This is a genomic window from Pseudomonas brassicacearum (assembly GCF_918698105.1).
Lineage (GTDB): Bacteria > Pseudomonadota > Gammaproteobacteria > Pseudomonadales > Pseudomonadaceae > Aquipseudomonas > Aquipseudomonas brassicacearum_F.
Genome location: NZ_CAKKMI010000026.1, coordinates 46,100 through 64,657, shown reverse-complemented (window position 1 = coordinate 64,657; position 18,558 = coordinate 46,100). Strand labels below are relative to the sequence as shown.

Here is an 18,558-nt window from a genome sequence, read left to right as displayed (position 1 = left end):
AACATGACGACTTACGAAAACCTGACGTGCCCTGGGAACACCAGCGCGGTCCAGCGCTTTACCGATCCGACCACCTGGAGCACGTTCGGCGCGCAATGGCACAGCGGTGAACAGAAAACCCTGCAATGCTGCGCTGTGCGCCAGGAAACCCATGACGTAAAAACCTTCATTTTTCGCTGTGCGGACTTCAGCGCACTGAGTTTCGAGCCCGGTCAATTCATCACGATCTCACCGGTCATTGGCGGGCAGACCCTTTTCCGCTGCTACACCCTGTCGTCCTCCCCGACCCGGCCCTTTGCGTTCTCCATTACCGTCAAGCGCGTGCCGGGGGGCGCGGTGTCGAACTGGCTGCATGACCACCTCAAGCCCGGCGACAGCCTGAAGGCGTCCGGTCCGGCGGGCAGCTTTACACCGGTCGGCCATCCTGCGACCAAGTTGTTGTACCTGTCGGCCGGCTCGGGTGTGACGCCCTTGATGTCGATGACCCGGGCCGCCTGCGACATGGCCGGCAACCTCGACATCGTTTTTGTACACAGCGCCCGCACGCCCACCGACATCATCTTCCACGCGGAGTTAACGCGCATGCAGGCCGCCATGCCGGGGCTGCGGGTCATCAGTGTGTGCGAAGGACTTGGCGACACCGCTCAATGGCAGCAACCGATAGGCCGGCTCGACTTGCCGTTGCTGAGCCAGCAAGTGCCGGACTACAAGGAACGGGAGATCTTTACCTGCGGTCCCCAGGGTTACATGGAAGCGGTCAAGTCGCTGCTCAGGGAAGCGGCGTTCGATTTTGCCCACTACCATCAGGAAAGCTTCGACATCACCGCACTGAACGAGGAACCGTTGCTCGAGCAAGCCCCTTCCCTCGATCAGCAGGAGGTGTTCACGGTAACCTTGTCGCGCTCGGGGAAGACGTTCAGCATGCCGGGCAATCAGACCGTGCTGAGCGCCGCAAAAAAGGCCGGCGCCATCGTGCCCTCCTCCTGCAGCCAGGGCGTTTGTGGCACCTGCAAGACCGCCCTGCTACAGGGTACGGTCGAGATGAATCACAACGGCGGTATCCGGCAACGGGAAATCGACAAAGGCCTGCGTTTGCTGTGCTGCAGCAAGCCCACTTCTGACCTGGTCCTTGATCTTTAGCCTTGCCTCAAGCGTCAACCGCTTGCGCCAGTGACGGATGGCGGCCCTGGCGGAAACGGTCGACGCTTGATGCACCAGGCGACCTAGCCGACTTTCACATTCATGGTGATGCGCGCCGTGAAGACCTTCACCCCAGCCTCGTCGAAGATCTCGACCGGGACAATCTTGTCGCCCGAAGTCTGCCAGTCGATTTCGCTACCGTCGGCAATCGCATGGATGGAGGTCTTGGCCTTGGCCAAGTACTCGACGGTCATGCCTTTGGGAATCCAGCGCGCGCCGCTGGGGATGGACACCTCGGTCATCATGCCGCCCGCCAGTTCTGCCGCGTTGCACAACGCGATCGCGTGAACGGACGCCAGGTGATTGGTGATCTCCTTGCGAAACGGCACCTTCACTTCACCGCGACCGGGGGTCAACACAGAAATTTCCGGGGTGATGGTGCCGAAATACGGTGCCATCTGGCAGGCCATATTGCTGAAAGCGGACGGGCCAACGCTTTGGTACATGCTGAGAGTCTGGCTCATGGGGGATCTCTGGTCAGGTGGATTGAAGTCATGGACAGAACATCATTCCATTACAGAATACTGCTCTGTTACAGAACAATATTCTGTAAATATCCCCCCTGTCAATCGCTCGTGCCTGATCGTCGTTTCAATTACCATGGCCCCTTTTTGCCTGGGCCGAAAAATGGAACCTGTCGATCTCCTCGAGCGTTGCTACCCAGGGCGCCGTGCCGAGTCCAAGCGGCACATCCTGCGATGTGCCCTGGCGCTGTTTAACCAACAGGGCATTGAAGCGACCACCATCGACATCATCCGGGCCGAAAGCCAGATGAGCGTGGGCGCCATTTATCACCATTTCGATAACAAGGAAGGTTTGGTCGCGGCGTTGTACATGACCGCCCTGGATGACCAGGCACGGCTCAGGGACAGCTACCTCAGCGCTGTCACATCGACCCGGGAATGGGTCCACGCCTTGGTGTTCAGCTACGTGGATTGGGTGGTCAGCCAACCCGATTGGGCGCGGTTCCAGTACCAGGCGCGCTTTGCGGTGGCGCGAAGCAGCTTCAATGAGCGGCTCGCCGAAGCGAATCTCGCCAGGAACGCCGCGCTCAAGCAATGGTTCAGCGACCCTGCCCACCAGCAGGATTTGCAGGACCTGCCTTTTGAACTGATCCCGTCATTGATCATCGGTTCGGCGGAGAGCTATTGCCGCGCCTGGCTCTCGGCCCGAGTCAAACGCAGCCCTGAAAGCTACCGGCAACAGCTGGCCGAGGCCGCCTGGCGCGCCGTTGGCATCCCTCCAAGCGCCTCGCCTTGAGGTTCTGATCCATCCGAACAGACTCACTGCCTAACTTCCCAATCTCATTACTTACTGTCGTCATGGCGGATGGCCGAAACTGGTCGAAGGCCACGGACCTGCTATCTTGAGCTACAGACCTGAGTCGTTGCGATCCATACGTATCCAGGTTTGTACAGGGAGTGATGAAGTTGGAAGCAGTGGAACTGCTCGCTATGGATGAATGGGCCACATCATCTCTACGTGGCGAGTGTGATGTGATTATCGTCAATTACAACGCCGGTGAACTTTTGCTGGCGAGTGTAGGGTCGGCGTTTACCGCCGGCGCCTCCAGGGTGATCGTGGTGGATAACGACTCCCACGACGATAGCCTGATGCGGCTGGAGCGAACCCACGCGGCCGGCGCCTCGCTTAAAATCCTGCGCAATGCCGCCAACCTCGGCTTCGCTGTGGCGTGCAACCAGGGCGCCCGCCTGTCAGCGGCCCCCAATTTATTTTTCTTGAACCCGGACACCGTGCTGGCTGCCGATGCCATGGACCGCTTGCTGCTGGCGCTGCGCAGCTCACCCGAAATCGGCATGGCCGGAGGATTCCTGTGCAATCCGGACGGCAGCGAGCAAGCCGGCGGGCGCCGGGTATTTCCAACGCCCAGACGCGCCTTCATGCGGGCTTTCGGGCTTGCACGGCTCTCAGCGCTTTTCCCCTCATTGTTGTCCGATTTTTTATTGCACAAGGAACCGCTGCCCAGCACCCCCATTGTCGTTGAGGCCATCTCCGGAGCCTGCATGCTGGTCAAGCGCGAAGCGATCGAGAGCGTCGGGTTGTGGGACGAAGACTATTTCCTTCATTGCGAGGACCTGGACTGGTGCATGCGCTTCCACCAGGCCGGCTGGCGCGTGCTGTTCGTGCCGGATGCCCGGGTGATGCATGTATTCGGTGGCTGCAGTCGCCAGCGTCCCTATTTCGTCGAATGGCACAAACACCTGGGGATGCTGCGTTTCTATCGCAAGTTTTTCCGTCGCAAATACCCTGCTGCGCTATGGGTCAGCGTGGTGATCGGGGTCTGGTTTCGATTCAGCCTGATGGTCCTTCGCCACGCGGCTACCCGGTTTAAACACGCATGGAACCTACGATAAGAGGCCTCATTTGCGGATAGGAATATTGGGCGGCTCCAGCCTCTTGGGCGAGCACGTCCTGCCATTGCTGGCCCAAACCGGCCTCCCGACGAGCGCCTTCACTCGAAGCCTGCCCAAGGTGCCCTGCCCCGGTGTGACGTGGCGAGATGCTGACGACTGGCACGGGCTGACGCTGGACACCTTCCTGTCATTTGCCCCTATCTGGGTGTTACCCGACTATCTGGAGCGCCTGGCCAGCACCCACGTCAAACGCGTTGTTGTCCTCTCCTCCACCAGCCGCTTTGCCAAGCACGCGTCGCCCGACCCTCGGGAACGGGACCTGGCGCAACGCTTGATATGCGCAGAAGAACAGCTCGAGCAGTGGGCGATCGAACGGCAAATCGAATGGGTGATCCTGCGGCCGACGCTGATCTATGGCTTTGGCCGCGACAAGAACATCTCGCTAATAGCACGTTTCATTCAACGCCTCGGATTTTTCCCGCTTATCGATGGTGGTACTGGATTGCGCCAGCCGGTGCATGCTGGTGACGTGATCCAGGCGTCGCTGTCCGCCATGAGCACGCCTGGCTTGCCCAGCGGCGGCTACAACCTCTCAGGGGGGGAAGTCTTGCCGTATCACACGATGGTGCGGCGAATATTCCAGGCTATGGGACGTCCGGCGCGAATGCTGCCCCTCCCTGCCCAGGTATTAAGCCGGGGCGTTTCGATCATGCGGTGTCTGCCGCGCTATCGACATCTTTCAAGTGCGCTGGTGGCGCGGATGAACGAGGATCTGGTGTTCGATCATTCGCCCGCCAGTGATTGGCTTGGTTTTGCTCCCAGGGCGTTTCATCTGATGGGTGAGGATTTGCCTGGGCGCTGAGTTGGTCTTGGGCGAATAGCCGGGATGGTTCTTCTCTGGGGCGGGGGTATATCCGTCGCGGCGGTAACGGCTGCTTAGGGTTCCGCTCTTACAGCGGGTCACTTTTGAAGAGCGTGTATGGACCGGACACATGGTTAATGGGGCGCCGAGATCAACGTCCACGCCGAGGCGGCCTGACAGCCGACCTGGCTCTCTCGGTCGTACTCCGATCCAATTGTGGGAGCGAGCTTGCTCGCGATGGCGGTGTCACAGTCGATGAGGATGTTGAATGTGATGGCCTCGTCGCAATCTAGCCCTTGTCCCCTGTCTTCACGACAGGCTCGTCGCGATGAACGTGGGCTTGCCAAGCGCCCCATTTGCTTTCGAAGTACGCCTGGTTTTTGTCCCAGAGGGCCTGGTACTCACCACTGGCGATCAGCTTCCTGAACGACGCCTGTCCGTAATGATGGATAAACGCGTCTTCGGCGCAGACCGTCCGGTAGCCGGCCGCCTGCACGCGCCGGCTGTAGTCGTCATCTTCAAACAGGCCGATACCAAATGCTTCATCCAGCTCCCCCACCTCTTCAAGAATGCCTCGGCGAAAGGCGACACAAAACATGGCGAGCATCGAGATATCGAACGACTGCCCCTTGCGGGCTTCGGTGTAGCGGTCTGCAAAATCTTGCATCTGTTGAATGCCTGGGTAGGGAACTTCGATTTTCGCTTCGTTTCCTACCGCATTCGTGACCGGTCCGACCAAGCCGATACTCGGGTCTCTCAAATGCCTGAGCAGCGGCTCCAGCCAGCCGTCAGGCACTACCGTGTCGTTATTGAGCAACAGCAGGATGTCACCGTCGGCTTCTCGCAAGCCCTGGTTATTAGCCGTAGCGAAGCCCCGATTGTCCGGGTTGAGGATGACCTTCGCGGTCGGCACCTCCTGGCGCAGGCGTTCAAGATAATCGCCCGTACCATCCTCCGAGCCATTGTCGACGACAATGAGCTGGTAATTGGGCCAGGTAGTATTACGCAGAATGCTGTTGACACATTGGATCGTCAGATTGAGGTTGTTGTACGTCACGAGCACGATGGAGACTTTTTCATACAGCCCGACGATAGCCAGTTGCATGCTGTCGAATCGATCTTTCCAATCATTGGCCCGGGCAAGTTCTACGCGCCGTTTGTACAGGGCCAGGTCGCGCTCGGCCAAGGCACGCTCGATCTGCTCGATGAACTCATCGACCCCGGTTGCGAAGTACAGCAGGTCTTTGTAAATGCTCATCTCCGTCAAAGGCGTGGAGATCACCGGCTTGCCTGCACTGATGTACTCGTAGAACTTCACCGGATCGACCGCATGCGTCACGTTGTAGAGCTTGAAAGGAATCAGGCAGGCATCGAAATGATCCAGGTAAAGCGGCATTTGCGAATAAGGCTTCCTGCCCAACAACTGGACATTGGACATGTGCTCAAGGCCCGCCAGATCGTCGACAAAGATGTCCCCCACCAGGATGAAATTCCACCCCGGCCGCCTGTCCGCCAACGCCGCCAGCAAGGGATAATCGAGCCATTGCGCCAGGGCACCGTAGTAACCAATGACAGGCCCGACAAGCCCGCTCAACACGTCATTGGTAAAGCAGTGCTGCCGGAAAAAAGCGAAATCCACCGCGTTTCGCACCAGTACGCAGCGTGGGTTATGGGCGCACCACTTGTGGTAAAGCAACGCGGCGGAAACAGTCACCAGATCGGCCTGGGCAATCAGGGTCTTTTCTTCGCTCAGCAGCTGTTCGCCGATGTTCGGGAAACCATCCCAGTCGTCCATGCAGTCATAGAGAATGCGCCAGCCATGCATGGCTCGCAGGTTGAGTGCCACGGGGCTCCAGTAAGCAATATGCACCACCGAGAGAGCGGTTCTTATCTGCATATCGGCGACCAGTGCGGCCATGGCGAGCAGCAAAGCCTGATGATTCTCAGGCGTCACTACTTTTTCGTAATACGCCTCTTGCACGTCACGCTGCAGCGCCACTTCAAAAATATTGGGTGCCACTGAGGTCAATCGATAGAGCTGTCCCGGCTCCGGCACACGGGCGGGGACGATATAGAACACCCGGTAACCATTGCTCGCAAACTGGTTCATCAACTGCTGCGGTCGCTGGAAGCGTGCAGCCCATTCAATGTTGGCGAAGCAGAGAATATCCAGGTGCCCTTTCGTGGCGAAATCAGCGTCCACCTCAACCTTCGGCAACGGCTCCGGTGCTGCCGGGTAGACGATGGCAGCGCCCGCGTCGGGAAATTCCTGGGTGGCGGCAAACCCATAACGCATCCATCGGAACAGCGAGCGCAGGGGGCGGGTGAAACGCCACGACCGGGTGTTTTGCAGGAAGTCGACTTTCGCCAAGGCCACATCGCGCTCATTGATGGCCGCATCTCTTTGAGCCAAGGCGGCGTCGCGGTCGATCAAGGTGCTGTCGAGCTTAAGCACGTGGGTACCCATGCAGCGGCGTGCTGTCACCCGGCGGCCACATGGAACTGAGGGAGCCCGGTCGGTAGAACGTTGCCGTCAGGCTGCGGCGGGAAGATTGGCAGCCACTCACCACGGGGGTGACGGCGTGCCAGGAATTATCCGAGCGCACCAGGATCGCCGAATTGCCCACCAAGGGCTCGATCTCGGCCGCCACGGCAGTGGGATCGTTGCGGTGCAGAATGTTCAGGCAACCGCCATCGTTGCGGTCCCAGGACTCATTGAAATACAGGATATGAGTGACCAGTTTATCGGGCAGGTCCGGATGGGCCCCCAGGCTCGCGCCAGGACCGTAATGAAAAACGTTGACCTCCATCGGCACGCTGCGCAGATCAATCCCGGTCAGCTCCGACATGGCCGCTCGATAGCCGGCCGAGCCGAGGTCCTGCGCCAGCCTCAACCACGCCTCGCTCAACTCTTCGGGGAAAGCGATGGTAGGGGTGCCCATGCTCACCAGGGCGCGGGCCTCATAGTCATAGTTTTTCTCACCGCCATAACCACTCACCGTCTTGAAGTGATCATGAGGGAAGGACGCCGCCAACGCGGCGGCATCCTCGGCCGAATACAGAGTGCCAATTTCAGCCCATGAGAACGGGTCAGACTTTAGCGCCGCTGGCGTGAGACGAGAGAGATCTAGCATTGTCTGTTCTTGTTCGCTGTCAGGTTTCTGATACCACGGGCAATGGAACGCAGTGGTGCGGTCATTCGGAATGAATTGGAGTTCTGCAACTCAAGCATCCTGGCGTCACTGAGGGCCAATTGCTGACTGAGCTGGGCAATCCGTTGCTGCTGGGCAAGCGCCTCTACTGCAGGCTCCGGCGCCGGCTCGATGACCTCAGGCTCCGGCACGTCGGGGCTTACCGCACATTCAGCCGACAATGGATCACGGCCCTCGACCGCGGCTTCGAGCAGATTGGGCAAATGCTGTAGAAAAGCACCCAACACCGGTTGGGACGAGGTTTTGCCCTGGCGAATAATCGCCGCGACACGGTCCCAGTGCTCGACCAACCGTTCCGCCGCCGCACGCGCCGCAGGCGATGGACGGGTCTTGCCCACCCGCGCGAGAAACCATTGCGGATCAACCGTCGCCGCGTCCGGCAACGCATGGAGTGAATCGAACTCCGCCAGCGCCGTGTACTTGCCGGTCGTCAGATCCGCCGAGCAGAACACCGGGACGCCAAACGCCAACGCGGTGATTGCCAAGTGATAGCTATGGCCGATCACCGCTTGGGCCTGGCTGAGAATTTCCGCCATCAGCAACGGCTCTGGCCAGAATGACAAGGTGATGGCCCGGGGCAGGCGCGCCGCAATGACCGACGAATCGTCACCCAGGACGGGGCCAATCGGCACCACCAGGAACTGATAGCCCTGGAACGCCTCGGCGTGGTCTTCGAACAGCTTTACAAAAGATTCCACCACATGAATGGCGTGGATCACGATGTAGGGCCCGGTCAGCCCGGCCTGCTCGCGCAGGCGAATGAACTCGGCGCAGGGTTGCTGCTCATCGATCAGGCGAGGCAAGCCAAACGCGGTGTCGGGCAACACGTCGATTTCGGCTTGCTGGGTGAGCGCGCCGAGGGCATCGCGTGACAGTGCATCACGGACTCGCACGTACTGGCTTTGCTCAAGGGCCATCGTCAACAACGGCCTGGCCCAGTCGGGAATATCGTTGCAATGCATCCCGGGGGCATTCCACATGACCGGGACCCCGTGCTGCTGCGCGATGAGCGCAGGGGTCAGCCAATAACCGGTCGGGTGATGGATATCGGCGGTTGTCGGACCATAGCCGTGGGCAACGACTTTATCGAAGCGGATCAGGAAGCCACCGCCGATCAAAACCCCATCCAGGCTCGCCGCTACATGGGGCAACTCTGTCAGCGACGTCACCGCATAGGGCCATTGCGGTGGGGTTTTCCCGTGATAGGAAAACCGATGCAGGTTGACTGACCCCAAGCGCCGCGTCAGCTCGGCCTCGGCGATGATCGGAAACAGCAGATCGCCATAGTTCTCTACGTCAAAGGTGCCGAATATAGCGACCTGCCAAGTGCGAGCGTCCAGGTGCTCCGTCAAAACTGTCTCCCCTTGAGCTTCGCAGGCCTCGGCAAGCGACTCGACCGGTCGAGGGTCGACCCTCTGCAATCCCAGGTCAACCATGCCCAGAAAATGCTTGTGGTTCGGCAACATGTCGAATGCCAAGGGCGCTACCTGCTTCTCGATCAGTTGCGAGGTGTCTTCCGTCGCGCCGTGCAACAGCTTGAGCGTGACATGATAGCGTCCCTCGGCGAGGTTGGCCGGGAAGCGCACCGTGATCGCTGCGCGCCGCCAGCCATTTTCGACCGGGCCAGATTGCAGTGCGAAATTGCCCCCGCCGATCACCAGCAGCCTGGCCTCCTGGAGGGTGAAGCTGATGTTGGGTTGAGTGATCGACTCATGCAGCAGCGCCTCGACGCGAATCTCGATGTCATCGCCATACAGATAACTGGAGCAGAGCTGCTGGGTGTTGGTGAAGCAGGCAGCGCTGATGTGCCCCTCTTCGGTCCCAAAGGCCATCCCCTCCTGCCCGCCCATGAATGACTTGCGCGTCACCGGTATGACCCCGCCACTGGCCCAGCGGCGTTGCTCGTCGCGCATGTCGAGCAAATGCAGCTCGGCCATTTCATCGGGCGAGCCACTGGCAACGACTCGGCCTGCGCGCAGATAGATGACCCGGTGGCAAAAGCGCTTGACCATGCTCATGTCATGGGAGACGAACAGCAGCGTGGTGCCTTTGGCAGCCAGTTCTTCCAACCGGTTCAGACATTTGAATTGAAACGAGGCATCGCCGACGGAGAGGGCCTCATCGACGATCAGGATTTCAGGTTCGACACAGACCGAAACGGCGAAGGCCAGCCGTACCAGCATCCCGCTGGAATAAATCTTGGTGGGCTGGTCGATGAAGTCGCCGATATTGGCAAAGGCGATGATGTCATCGAAGCGAGCGTCGATTTGCGCGCGACTCAGGCCCAACACCGCCGCATTCACATAGACGTTTTCCCGGCCGGTGAACTCCGGATTGAAACCGGACCCCAGCTCGAGCAACGCCGCAATCCGGCCATGCCCTTGGACACTGCCCCGGGTTGGCATCAACGTGCCGCAGATCAGTTGCAACAAGGTGGATTTGCCACTGCCATTACGGCCGATGATACCGACGGTCTCCCCCCTTGCGATGGTCAGGGAAACATCGTCCAGGGCCCAGAACTCGCGATAGAAACGCTTCCTGCCGCGCAACAGCATCTGCAACAGGCGGTCCTTGGGTGCATCGTAGATCTGATAACACTTGCTCAGGTTTTCGGCGCAGATGGCCACTTCAAACGACATCGGCAAAACCCTTCCATGAATCACGGCCATTATTGCGGCGCCATTGAATCAGTCCTTCGCTGGGCGTTGCGGATGAGTTAAGCACAGATGGGATAAATAACTTCGAATGAATCTACACATGGCCTACCCTCCATAGGGATGCGATTCAAGGAACATCCGATATTGTCTTGAGGATCCAGCACCGATGCAGTCGTTCAGCACGTCCCCCGTTGCCATGATCAAGAGTGTCCTTATCAATCGAATCTTGATCTACGTGTTGATCCGCCGAGAAGTCATCGGTCGCTACAAAGGCTCGATGCTCGGCATTCTATGGTCGTTCTTCACGCCGGTTTTCATGCTGGCGGTCTACACATTCGTGTTCAGTGTCGTTTTCAAGGCCCGCTGGTCTGGCGGCGGTGAATCCAAGAGTGAATTCGCCTTGGTGCTGTTCGCGGGCCTGCTGGTCTTCAACCTGTTTTCCGAATGCATGAACCGCGCGCCGGGCCTGGTGCTGGCCAATACCAACTACGTCAAGAAAATCGTGTTCCCACTGGAAACCCTGCCCTTGGTGTCGCTCGGCGCAGCGCTGTTCCACATGGCGGTCAGCGTCCTGGCCTGGCTGATTTTCTATATCGCCCTGTTCGGAACCCCACCGCTCACCGCCCTCCTGCTGCCATTGGTGCTTTTTCCCTTGGTGTTGCTGACGCTGGGCATCTCCTGGTTTCTCGCCTCGATAAGCGTCTACCTGCGCGATATCGGCCAGTTCATCGGCATTATCATCACGGCAATGCTGTTCCTCTCACCGATTTTCTACCCCCTCTCGACACTGCCTCAAAGCTATCAGGCCGCCTTGCAGGCAAACCCCCTGACGCTGCCGGTGGAAATGGTTCGCGATGTCCTGTTCTGGGGCAAGGCGCCGCAATGGGAGCACCTGGCGATTTATTCGGCAATCTCAGTACTGATTGCCTGCGCCGGATTTGCCTGGTTCCAGCGGACACGCAAAGGCTTCGCCGACGTCATATGAGGTGTGTTGCATGGCGCCCCGCCCAGTAACCGCTATGCTGATCCATGGCACGGCTGGAGGCCTGGCTGGTGATTGAAGCCACCATCGATCCTGAAAGACCGAGTGTGCGTTGCCGTATTGACCAAAGGATCAGAAAACCGCATGGACCAGATCAACCGTCTTGTTGATTGCATTGACCAACTGAATCGCTCAACACAATCCAGATCCATTGAAGCCTTGCAGCTGGTCAAGGAAATCGAGAATCGAGACCGGCTCATCAAACAACTGAACCTGGGGTCGCAAGCGCTTCGCACCCGCCTGTCACTTCAAGAAGGCAAGGCAGGGCGACTGCGCGAGCGACTGCGGTTGGCCGAACAGCGCCTGAAAGACGCCGAGGCATTGCTCCAGACAAAAGAAAGCGAAGCGGTGGCGCTTTCCGATTGGGCAGTGGATTTGCGCGCCCAACTGGCGGCGAAGCAGGCTGAGCTGTTCAAGCTTTCGGACTGGGGCAACGCCATCGAACGCGCACCGCTGCGTTATTCGATACGCAAGCAGCTGTACCAGTTATCGCGCCGGGTCTACGCCTGGCTGCCACTTCCCGCCCAGCAGAAGAGCAAGCTGGCGCGCCGGATTCGAAGCTGGTTGAAGCACCGCAAGGCAACACCTGGCGAATCAGCCGCGCCAGCAAGCTTCACCCCGTTGCAGCACCTGCCACCGACCGCAAGCCTTGAAGTACCGTCTTGCCCCGGGCGACCCATGGTCCTGATGTTCGGCGTGATTGACTGGCACTTCCGCATCCAGCGCCCGCAAAACCTGGCCAAAGAGTTGGCCCGGGCAGGACAAACGACATTTTATATCTCGAACAACTTTATCGACGATGAGGCCCCAGGCTTCGAAGTGGAACCCTTGGAGGGCTCCAACCGGCTGTTCCAGATCCGTTTCAAGGTGCTCGGCGCACCGGCCATCTATCATGCCCCACCGTCAGCGGCCGCGATCGGCCAGTTGGGCCAAGGCCTGGCCATGCTCCTGCAATGGGCTAAAGTCGGTCCCGCGGATTGCATCGTCCAGCATGCCTACTGGTTCCCGCTGGCAAGGCGCATCCCCAACTCCACGCTGGTCTATGACTGCATGGATCACCATGAAGGCTTTGGCAACGTTGCCCAGGAATTGCTCGACCTTGAGATCGCCCTGATGCGCAGGGCGGATCTGCTGGTAGCGACTTCCGACTGGATCGAACAACATGGCAAGCGGGAAAACCGCAACGTCGAGGTGATCCGCAACGCCTGCGAGTTCAGCTTCTTCAGCCAACGTCCCGACAAGGTCTATCGGGACCCTGCCAACAGAAAAATCATCGGCTACTACGGTGTCATTGCCGAATGGTTTGACCTGGACTTGGTCAAGCAAGTCGCCCAAGCCTTCCCACAGCACCTGATACTGTTGATCGGCAGCGATACCTTCCAGGCGAAAAAATACTTCAAGGCCTGCCCGAATGTGGTCCTGGAAGGCGAAGTCCCGTATGCCGCCCTGCCTTATTATCTCTATGCCATGGACGTTTGCCTGCTGCCGTTCAAGGTCATGCCTTTGACCCTCGCCACCAATCCGGTCAAGGTCTATGAATACCTGAGCGCGGGGAAACCGGTGGTGTCGGTGAAACTGCCGGAGTTGAGCCAGTTCGGCAAACTGGTCTGGGCGGTTGAGGAGCCCACTGAGTTTATCTCGGCCATACGCGATGTGCTGGACGCCGTGCCAGAGGCCAGCGCCACGCTAAAGGCGCGCCAATCGTTCGCCCGGGGCCAGACCTGGCAGCATCGGGCTGCCAGCCTGCGCAAGGCCATCGCGAACTTGCCCCAACCGAAAGTCAGCGTCGTGGTGTTGACCTACAACAACCTCGAACTGACCAAGGCCTGCCTCGACAGCCTGTTGACCCAGAGCCAATACCCGAACCTTGAAATCATCATTGTCGATAACCACTCCAGCGACCAGACCCCGGCCTACCTCACCGCTTGGGCCAAAGGACATCCAGACCGGATCGTCATCCTCAACCCGGACAACAAGGGATTTGCCGCCGGTAACAACCTGGGCCTCGCGGCAGCCAGTGGCGACTATCTGGTTGTCCTGAACAACGACACGGTCGTCACCGCCGGTTGGATCAAAGGCTTGATCCGTCATCTGCAGGACAACAAGGAAATCGGCATCATCGGCCCGATCACCAACAACATCGGCAACGAGGCCAAAGTCAGCACCTGCTACGACCGGATAGAAGACATGCCCGCCGAAGCCGCGCAAATGACCCGCGCTCGCATGGGTGAGTGGTTCGAAATCAACACCCTGGCCTTTTTCTGCGTGATGTTCCCGCGCTCGACCTACGAGCAAATCGGTGGCCTGTGCGAAGAGTATGGCCTGGGGTTCTTCGAGGATGACGATTACTGCCGTCGCGTGCAGCGTCGTGGCATGCGCGCGGCCTGTGCCGAAGACGTCTTCGTTCACCACCACCTGTCCGCCTCGTTCGACACCTTGGGTGCCAAGAAAAAACAGGCGCTTTTCGAAAAGAACCGGGCGATCTACGAAAGCAAGTGGGGATCCTGGGTCCCGCACACCTACCGAGACGTATAAGCACCCCTTTTGCATGGCACCGAGGTGCTGAACAGCCGAGACGATATTTTGCCCAGATTCAACTTGAAATACGCAGCGGTGTTGTTGGTTTTACTGGCGAGTGCGGTGGTCGGCGTATACGGTTTTTCGACGCTTGAACTGGCGTCCATGAACAGCGGCACCCGGACGATATTGCTGTCACTGGCAGGCCTGGCCGCCCTCACCGTCTTCACTCGCAAACCACCGGTCATCCTTTGCTTGGGTTTGCTGGCGTGCCTGTCCATTGCCTGCGCACAAATTTGGCCGGTCATTGTCGTCGCAGTGTTCGCACTGTCTTCGACCGTACTCGGTAGATGGCTGCTGCGACAAGAAACCTTGGCCGACTGGAGCGTCCACTTGCTGGTGGGAGCGGGTGCGTTCGGCACACTGACAGGCCTGGCGGCCTACTTGCCGATCAACTACCCCTGGCTGTATGGCGCGCTGCTGTTGTTGCCGCTTGTATGGGGTCACAGGCACGTCACGTCGATAGGTCGTGAACTGCTGCTGCACATCCAGGCCACCCGCTCAACACAAACACCGGTCCAAACGGCGCTCGACGTCCTGATCTGTGGCTTCGCCTGTCTTTACGTGCTGGTCGCCTTCATGCCAGAGGTCGGGCACGACGCACTGGCCATGCACCTCTTCGTCCCTTCACACCTGGCCCAGCGGCATCAATGGTCGTTCGATGCAAGCACCTATGTGTGGGCGGTCATGCCCATGCTGGCCGACTGGATCTATAGCATCGTCTATATGCTGGCCGGCGAAACGGCCTCGCGCCTGAGCAACAGCGCGTTCACCCTGCTGCTGGCGTGGCAGATCCGCAACATGACCCGCTGGGCCGGGGGCTCTGCCACAAGCGCCCGCTGCGCCAGCCTGATCTTTCTGTCAACGCCCCTCGCCTTCGCTGAAAGCAGCAGCCTGCACATCGAATCGGCGTGGACCGCCTTCATGATGGCCGGGACGCTGGCGATCCTGAAGGTCTCAGGCTTCACACCGGAGCCCAGGGAGCGTCTGTCGCAATTGCGCCTGGCCGGCCTCCTGCTGGGCTTCGCCCTGGCGACCAAGGCCGTGACCCTCAGTGTCCTGCCGGTCCTGCTGGTGATCCTCTTGCTGCACTACAAGGCCTGGGCCGTCCAAGGGATCGCCAAGACGCTCCTGCTGGGCAGTGTCGCCCTGATACTGGCCGGTGCTACCCCTTACGTCTCTGCCGGGTACTTGACCGGCAATCCCGTGTTCCCGTTTTTCAATGCCATTTTCCATTCGCCACTCTGGCCGAACATCAATTTCGAACCGCCGGCCACGTTTGGTAGAGGGATGACCTGGGACACCCTTTATCGAATGGTCTTCAAATCGCCCGAGTTCATTGAGGGGCGCGTCGGTGCGGCAGGCTTTCAATGGCTGCTGCTGCCCACGGCTGCCGTCGCCGTGCTGTTGAGCGGCAATAAAAAAGCCCTGTGCATCCTCCTGGTCAGCGCCGGCGCGATGCTCCTGACGTTCCACTCAACGGCCTACCTGCGTTATGTGTTCCCCTCCTTCGCACTGTTCTCAGTGATCCTGGCCCTGCCCTTTTCCGACGCCAGGATCTTCCCGCGCAGCCTCGCCATCGTGGCCGGTGCCGTGTTGATCCTGACCAATACCCGTTTCATCCAGGCCGCGACCTACTATGGCGAAATCAAACCCTCTGCACTGTTGAGCCAGGCCGGTCGGGATGCCTACTTATTGGAACGCCTGCCCATCCGAAAAATGGTCGACACCGTCAATGCCTTGAATACCGGGCATCAGCCCGTAGCGGTCTTTGCGTCGCCCTTGATGGCGGGTTTGCATGGCGATGCCCTCTACGCCTCGTGGTACAACCTGAAATGGAAAAGCGAGTTCGACGCGGCGGCCTCGCCATCAGAACTTGCCCAGCGCCTGCGCCGGCACCAGGTCAGCTGGCTGGTGATCGACCTCAAGTCCCTTCCCCAGGCGCCACTCGATCGGCTGCTCACGGTGTCCACGTCGTATGCCAGACTGGGCGACATGGAACTGCGCAAGCTCAATGACACGCACTACGAACACCTGCTCAACCCAGAGCTGTCCAGCCTCGAGGGCTGGAGCCTGACATCACCCGCGACCTATGACGCGGCGCGCAAGATCCTGACCGTCAGTGTCAAGACACCGGCAACCCAGCGTGTCGACGTGACGCCGGGGCTGACGTATATCAACAGCGTGTCGGCACGCTGCGCAACGACAGCCACGGCCGGAAGAATCCAGGCCAATTGGATGGACGAGCAAGGCGACTTCATTACCACCAGCATCGAGACGTTTGACTGCACCACGCAATGGGAGACCCATGAGATGAACGTCGTTGCCCCTGCCAATGCCACGTCCGTGATCATTTATGCGTCCGGGCATACCGACACTCCCCTGGCGTTCAAGTCACTTTCATTCAGGCAATAGCGGGCGATATCGATGAACTCGAAAACAGCGCTTTTCACGGACGAGCAACGCGTCGCCGTCGTCATCCCCAGCTATCGGGTCACCGCTCATATAGGCGTAGTCATAGCGGCCATTGGGCCGGAGGTCTGGCGCATCTACGTGATCGACGATGCCTGCCCGGACGGTTCAGGCGGGCATGTCCTGGCCTCCTGTAGCGACCCTCGGGTGAAGGTGCTGCCCCATGACGTCAACAAAGGCGTGGGCGGCGCGGTCATGACCGGCTATCGAGCCGCCCTCGACGACGGCGCGAGTATCATCGTCAAAGTCGATGGGGACGGTCAGATGGACCCAACCCTGATCCCGCTGTTCATCGAGCCGATCCTGGCGGGGGAAGCCGACTACACCAAGGGCAATCGTTTTTTCGACCTGGAAGAAGTCCAATCGATGCCGCGCATTCGCCTTTTCGGCAACGCCGTGTTGTCGCTGATGGCGAAACTGTCGACGGGTTATTGGGATCTGTTCGACCCCACCAACGGCTACACGGCGATTCACCGTGACGTCGCCAGGCTTTTACCCCTGGACAAGGTCAGCCAGCGCTACTTTTTCGAGACCGACATTCTGTTCCGCCTGAACACCGTGCGCGCCGTGGTGGTGGATATTCCGATGGAAGCCCGATACGGCGACGAAGTCAGTCACCTCAAGATCTCGAAGATCGTCGGTGAATTCCTGTTCAAACACCTGCGCAATTTCACCAAGCGCGTGCTCTACAACTATTATCTGCGCGACATGTCCCTGGCTTCGATCGAGCTGCCGATCGGGATTCTCATGTTCTTGTTCGGCATCTTTTTCGGCAGTTATCACTGGTATGAATCGGCGCAGAACGGCATCGCGACGCCGGCCGGCACCGTGATGCTCAGCGCACTGCCCATGCTCATGGGGTTGCAACTGATCATGGCGTTCCTCGGTTATGACATCGCCTCCGTACCCAGCAGGCCACGGCAATCCAGGCGTGGTAGAGCAACCTCATTGCGGGGAGAAAATTCATTAAAGCGCTGAGGGATTTTTTATCGGACCCGTCGCTCAAGGCATTGGATGTCGATGGCAGCGAACGCCTCGAACTTCACGGCAAAGTGCTTGAACGCAAACGAATGCTTCGGGAAGTATTCGTTGAGTTCCACCACGCGTTTCATCGCCTGGCAGCCCGCTATTTCAAGGTCGAAGGTCTTGAGGTGGAGTTGGGGGCAGGCATCGCGCCCATGCGCAATTCGTACCCTGAAGTATTGGCGACGGACATTGTCGCCACCGAGCACCTGGACATGGCGCTCAATGCCGAGGCAATGAGCCTGGACGATCATTCGGCCAGAGTATTTTACGGCCAGAACTGTTTTCACCACTTCCCTCATCCCGATCGCTTCTTCACGGAGCTGGAAAGAACCCTCAAGATCGGCGGCGGCGCCATTTTGATCGAACCCTTCCACGGCCCCTTTGCCGCTTTTCTCTATAAGCGCCTGTTCAAGTCCGAAGGCTTCGACATGCACTTCCCGTCTTGGGAAACCCCGTCGACCGGGCCCATGAACGGCGCCAACCAGGCCCTCAGCTACATCGTCTTCGTTCGCGACAGGCAGGCGTTCGAACGCAAGCACCCGGGCCTGGAAATCGTCCACCAGGAAATCTGCGGCAATTATCTACGCTACCTGGTTTCCGGCGGCTTGAACTTTCGCCAGTTGCTGCCCGACGCGCTGATTCCCGTGCTCAAGGTCGTTGAAAAGCTGCTGCACCCGTTGAGGCGGGTATTGGCGCTGCACCACATCGTGGTCATCCGGAGGACGTCTTGATCTTTATCCGGTACGGCGCCATCCAACTCGTGGCCTATGCGTTGGACATGGGGACCTTTCTGCTGTTGATGGCCTTGATCAACGATCACCCTGTCCTGGCCAACATCGCCGGTAAAGGCGTCGCTGGCGTGTTCGCGTTCTTTTTGCACCGGCACTTCACGTTCCAGTCGACCGGCGGCAGCAGCAAGGCTCAAGCGGTACGCTATTTCTCGTTGCTTGCCATCAATATTCCGCTCGCTTCGGCGCTGTTCAGCGTGGGGCTGTATATCGTCAACAGCCCTGCGACGGTGAAATTTGTCTGCGACGTGGCCTGCGTGGTGCTGACCTACTGGATCAGCAAACTGTTCGTGTTCCATTGCCCTGCGCGCCCGCCTGTTCCCGCTGACCGCGCCGAAGGCGCATGA

At 59.2% G+C, this 18,558-nt stretch carries 13 protein-coding genes and 2 pseudogenes; 10 read left to right on the top strand and 5 right to left on the bottom strand.

Going from position 1 to position 18,558, the window contains the following annotated elements; translation table 11 throughout:
• Positions 1-3 precede the first annotated feature (3 nt).
• On the top strand, positions 4-1,140 hold the full coding sequence (locus LQ215_RS12840; RefSeq protein WP_230150267.1) for a hybrid-cluster NAD(P)-dependent oxidoreductase: 1,137 nt from the start codon (positions 4-6) through the stop codon (positions 1,138-1,140).
• Between the two features lie 83 nt (positions 1,141-1,223).
• Here LQ215_RS12840 and LQ215_RS12835 read toward each other — a convergent pair whose 3' ends face one another.
• Positions 1,224-1,664 (bottom strand): hotdog fold domain-containing protein, encoded by a 441-nt coding sequence (locus LQ215_RS12835; RefSeq protein ID WP_230150266.1) that lies wholly within the window; start codon positions 1,662-1,664, stop codon positions 1,224-1,226.
• Positions 1,665-1,827: 163 nt separating this feature from the next.
• Here LQ215_RS12835 and LQ215_RS12830 point away from each other — a divergent pair, with 163 nt between their 5' ends.
• From LQ215_RS12830 to LQ215_RS12820, 3 genes are all read left to right on the top strand, one after another.
• Positions 1,828-2,460, top strand: a complete 633-nt coding sequence (locus LQ215_RS12830) for a TetR/AcrR family transcriptional regulator (protein WP_230150264.1) — start codon at positions 1,828-1,830, stop codon at positions 2,458-2,460.
• A 170-nt stretch (positions 2,461-2,630) separates the two neighbouring features.
• Positions 2,631-3,575 (top strand): glycosyltransferase family 2 protein, encoded by a 945-nt coding sequence (locus LQ215_RS12825; RefSeq protein WP_356641630.1) that lies wholly within the window; start codon positions 2,631-2,633, stop codon positions 3,573-3,575.
• A gap of 25 nt (positions 3,576-3,600) precedes the next feature.
• A complete protein-coding gene (locus tag LQ215_RS12820; protein ID WP_230150262.1) occupies positions 3,601-4,437 on the top strand; it encodes an NAD-dependent epimerase/dehydratase family protein in 837 nt (278 codons plus the stop codon).
• 289 nt (positions 4,438-4,726) lie between these two features.
• Here LQ215_RS12820 and LQ215_RS12815 read toward each other — a convergent pair whose 3' ends face one another.
• The 4 genes and pseudogenes from LQ215_RS12815 to LQ215_RS12800 form a co-directional block, all read right to left on the bottom strand.
• Positions 4,727-6,892 (bottom strand): glycosyltransferase, encoded by a 2,166-nt coding sequence (locus LQ215_RS12815; RefSeq protein ID WP_436839571.1) that lies wholly within the window; start codon positions 6,890-6,892, stop codon positions 4,727-4,729.
• Complete coding sequence (locus LQ215_RS12810; protein WP_230150258.1) at positions 6,885-7,571, bottom strand: 2OG-Fe(II) oxygenase; 687 nt, start codon at positions 7,569-7,571, stop codon at positions 6,885-6,887. The genes LQ215_RS12815 and LQ215_RS12810 overlap by 8 nt, the downstream gene beginning before the upstream one ends.
• Positions 7,565-8,926 (bottom strand): annotated as a pseudogene (locus LQ215_RS12805) (polysaccharide pyruvyl transferase family protein); the annotation flags it as partial. The pseudogene LQ215_RS12805 and the gene LQ215_RS12810, both read right to left, overlap by 7 nt.
• Before the next feature lie 108 nt (positions 8,927-9,034).
• Positions 9,035-10,288: pseudogene (locus LQ215_RS12800) on the bottom strand (ABC transporter ATP-binding protein); the annotation flags it as partial.
• Between the two features lie 184 nt (positions 10,289-10,472).
• Here LQ215_RS12800 and LQ215_RS12795 point away from each other — a divergent pair.
• From LQ215_RS12795 to LQ215_RS12770, 6 genes are all read left to right on the top strand, one after another.
• Positions 10,473-11,291 carry an ABC transporter permease gene (locus tag LQ215_RS12795; RefSeq protein WP_230150256.1) on the top strand — a complete coding sequence of 273 codons (819 nt, stop codon included), beginning with the start codon at positions 10,473-10,475 and terminating at the stop codon, positions 11,289-11,291.
• Positions 11,292-11,432: 141 nt separating this feature from the next.
• The gene (locus LQ215_RS12790; protein WP_230150255.1) at positions 11,433-13,883 is read left to right on the top strand and encodes a glycosyltransferase; all 2,451 of its coding nucleotides are present in this window, start codon (positions 11,433-11,435) and stop codon (positions 13,881-13,883) included.
• A gap of 48 nt (positions 13,884-13,931) precedes the next feature.
• A complete protein-coding gene (locus LQ215_RS12785; RefSeq protein ID WP_230150253.1) occupies positions 13,932-16,340 on the top strand; it encodes a phospholipid carrier-dependent glycosyltransferase in 2,409 nt (802 codons plus the stop codon).
• Positions 16,341-16,352: 12 nt separating this feature from the next.
• The gene (locus LQ215_RS12780) at positions 16,353-17,375 is read left to right on the top strand and encodes a glycosyltransferase family 2 protein (protein WP_230150251.1); all 1,023 of its coding nucleotides are present in this window, start codon (positions 16,353-16,355) and stop codon (positions 17,373-17,375) included.
• Between the two features lie 92 nt (positions 17,376-17,467).
• Positions 17,468-18,154, top strand: a complete 687-nt coding sequence (locus LQ215_RS12775) for a class I SAM-dependent methyltransferase (RefSeq protein ID WP_230150249.1) — start codon at positions 17,468-17,470, stop codon at positions 18,152-18,154.
• Positions 18,151-18,558: a GtrA family protein gene (locus tag LQ215_RS12770; protein ID WP_230150247.1), complete on the top strand. Its 408-nt coding sequence runs from the start codon at positions 18,151-18,153 to the stop codon at positions 18,556-18,558. Before LQ215_RS12775 ends, LQ215_RS12770 begins: the two co-directional genes overlap by 4 nt.

Bases quoted from the DNA above. Each gene is read 5' to 3' on its own strand.
- LQ215_RS12840 (WP_230150267.1), top strand. From the start codon at position 4: ATGACGACTTACGAAAACCTGACGTGCCCTGGGAACACCAGCGCGGTC.
- LQ215_RS12835 (WP_230150266.1), bottom strand. From the start codon at position 1,664: ATGAGCCAGACTCTCAGCATGTACCAAAGCGTTGGCCCGTCCGCTTTC.
- LQ215_RS12830 (WP_230150264.1), top strand. From the start codon at position 1,828: ATGGAACCTGTCGATCTCCTCGAGCGTTGCTACCCAGGGCGCCGTGCC.
- LQ215_RS12810 (WP_230150258.1), bottom strand. From the start codon at position 7,571: ATGCTAGATCTCTCTCGTCTCACGCCAGCGGCGCTAAAGTCTGACCCG.
- LQ215_RS12795 (WP_230150256.1), top strand. From the start codon at position 10,473: ATGCAGTCGTTCAGCACGTCCCCCGTTGCCATGATCAAGAGTGTCCTT.
- LQ215_RS12790 (WP_230150255.1), top strand. From the start codon at position 11,433: ATGGACCAGATCAACCGTCTTGTTGATTGCATTGACCAACTGAATCGC.
- LQ215_RS12780 (WP_230150251.1), top strand. From the start codon at position 16,353: ATGAACTCGAAAACAGCGCTTTTCACGGACGAGCAACGCGTCGCCGTC.
- LQ215_RS12775 (WP_230150249.1), top strand. From the start codon at position 17,468: ATGCTTCGGGAAGTATTCGTTGAGTTCCACCACGCGTTTCATCGCCTG.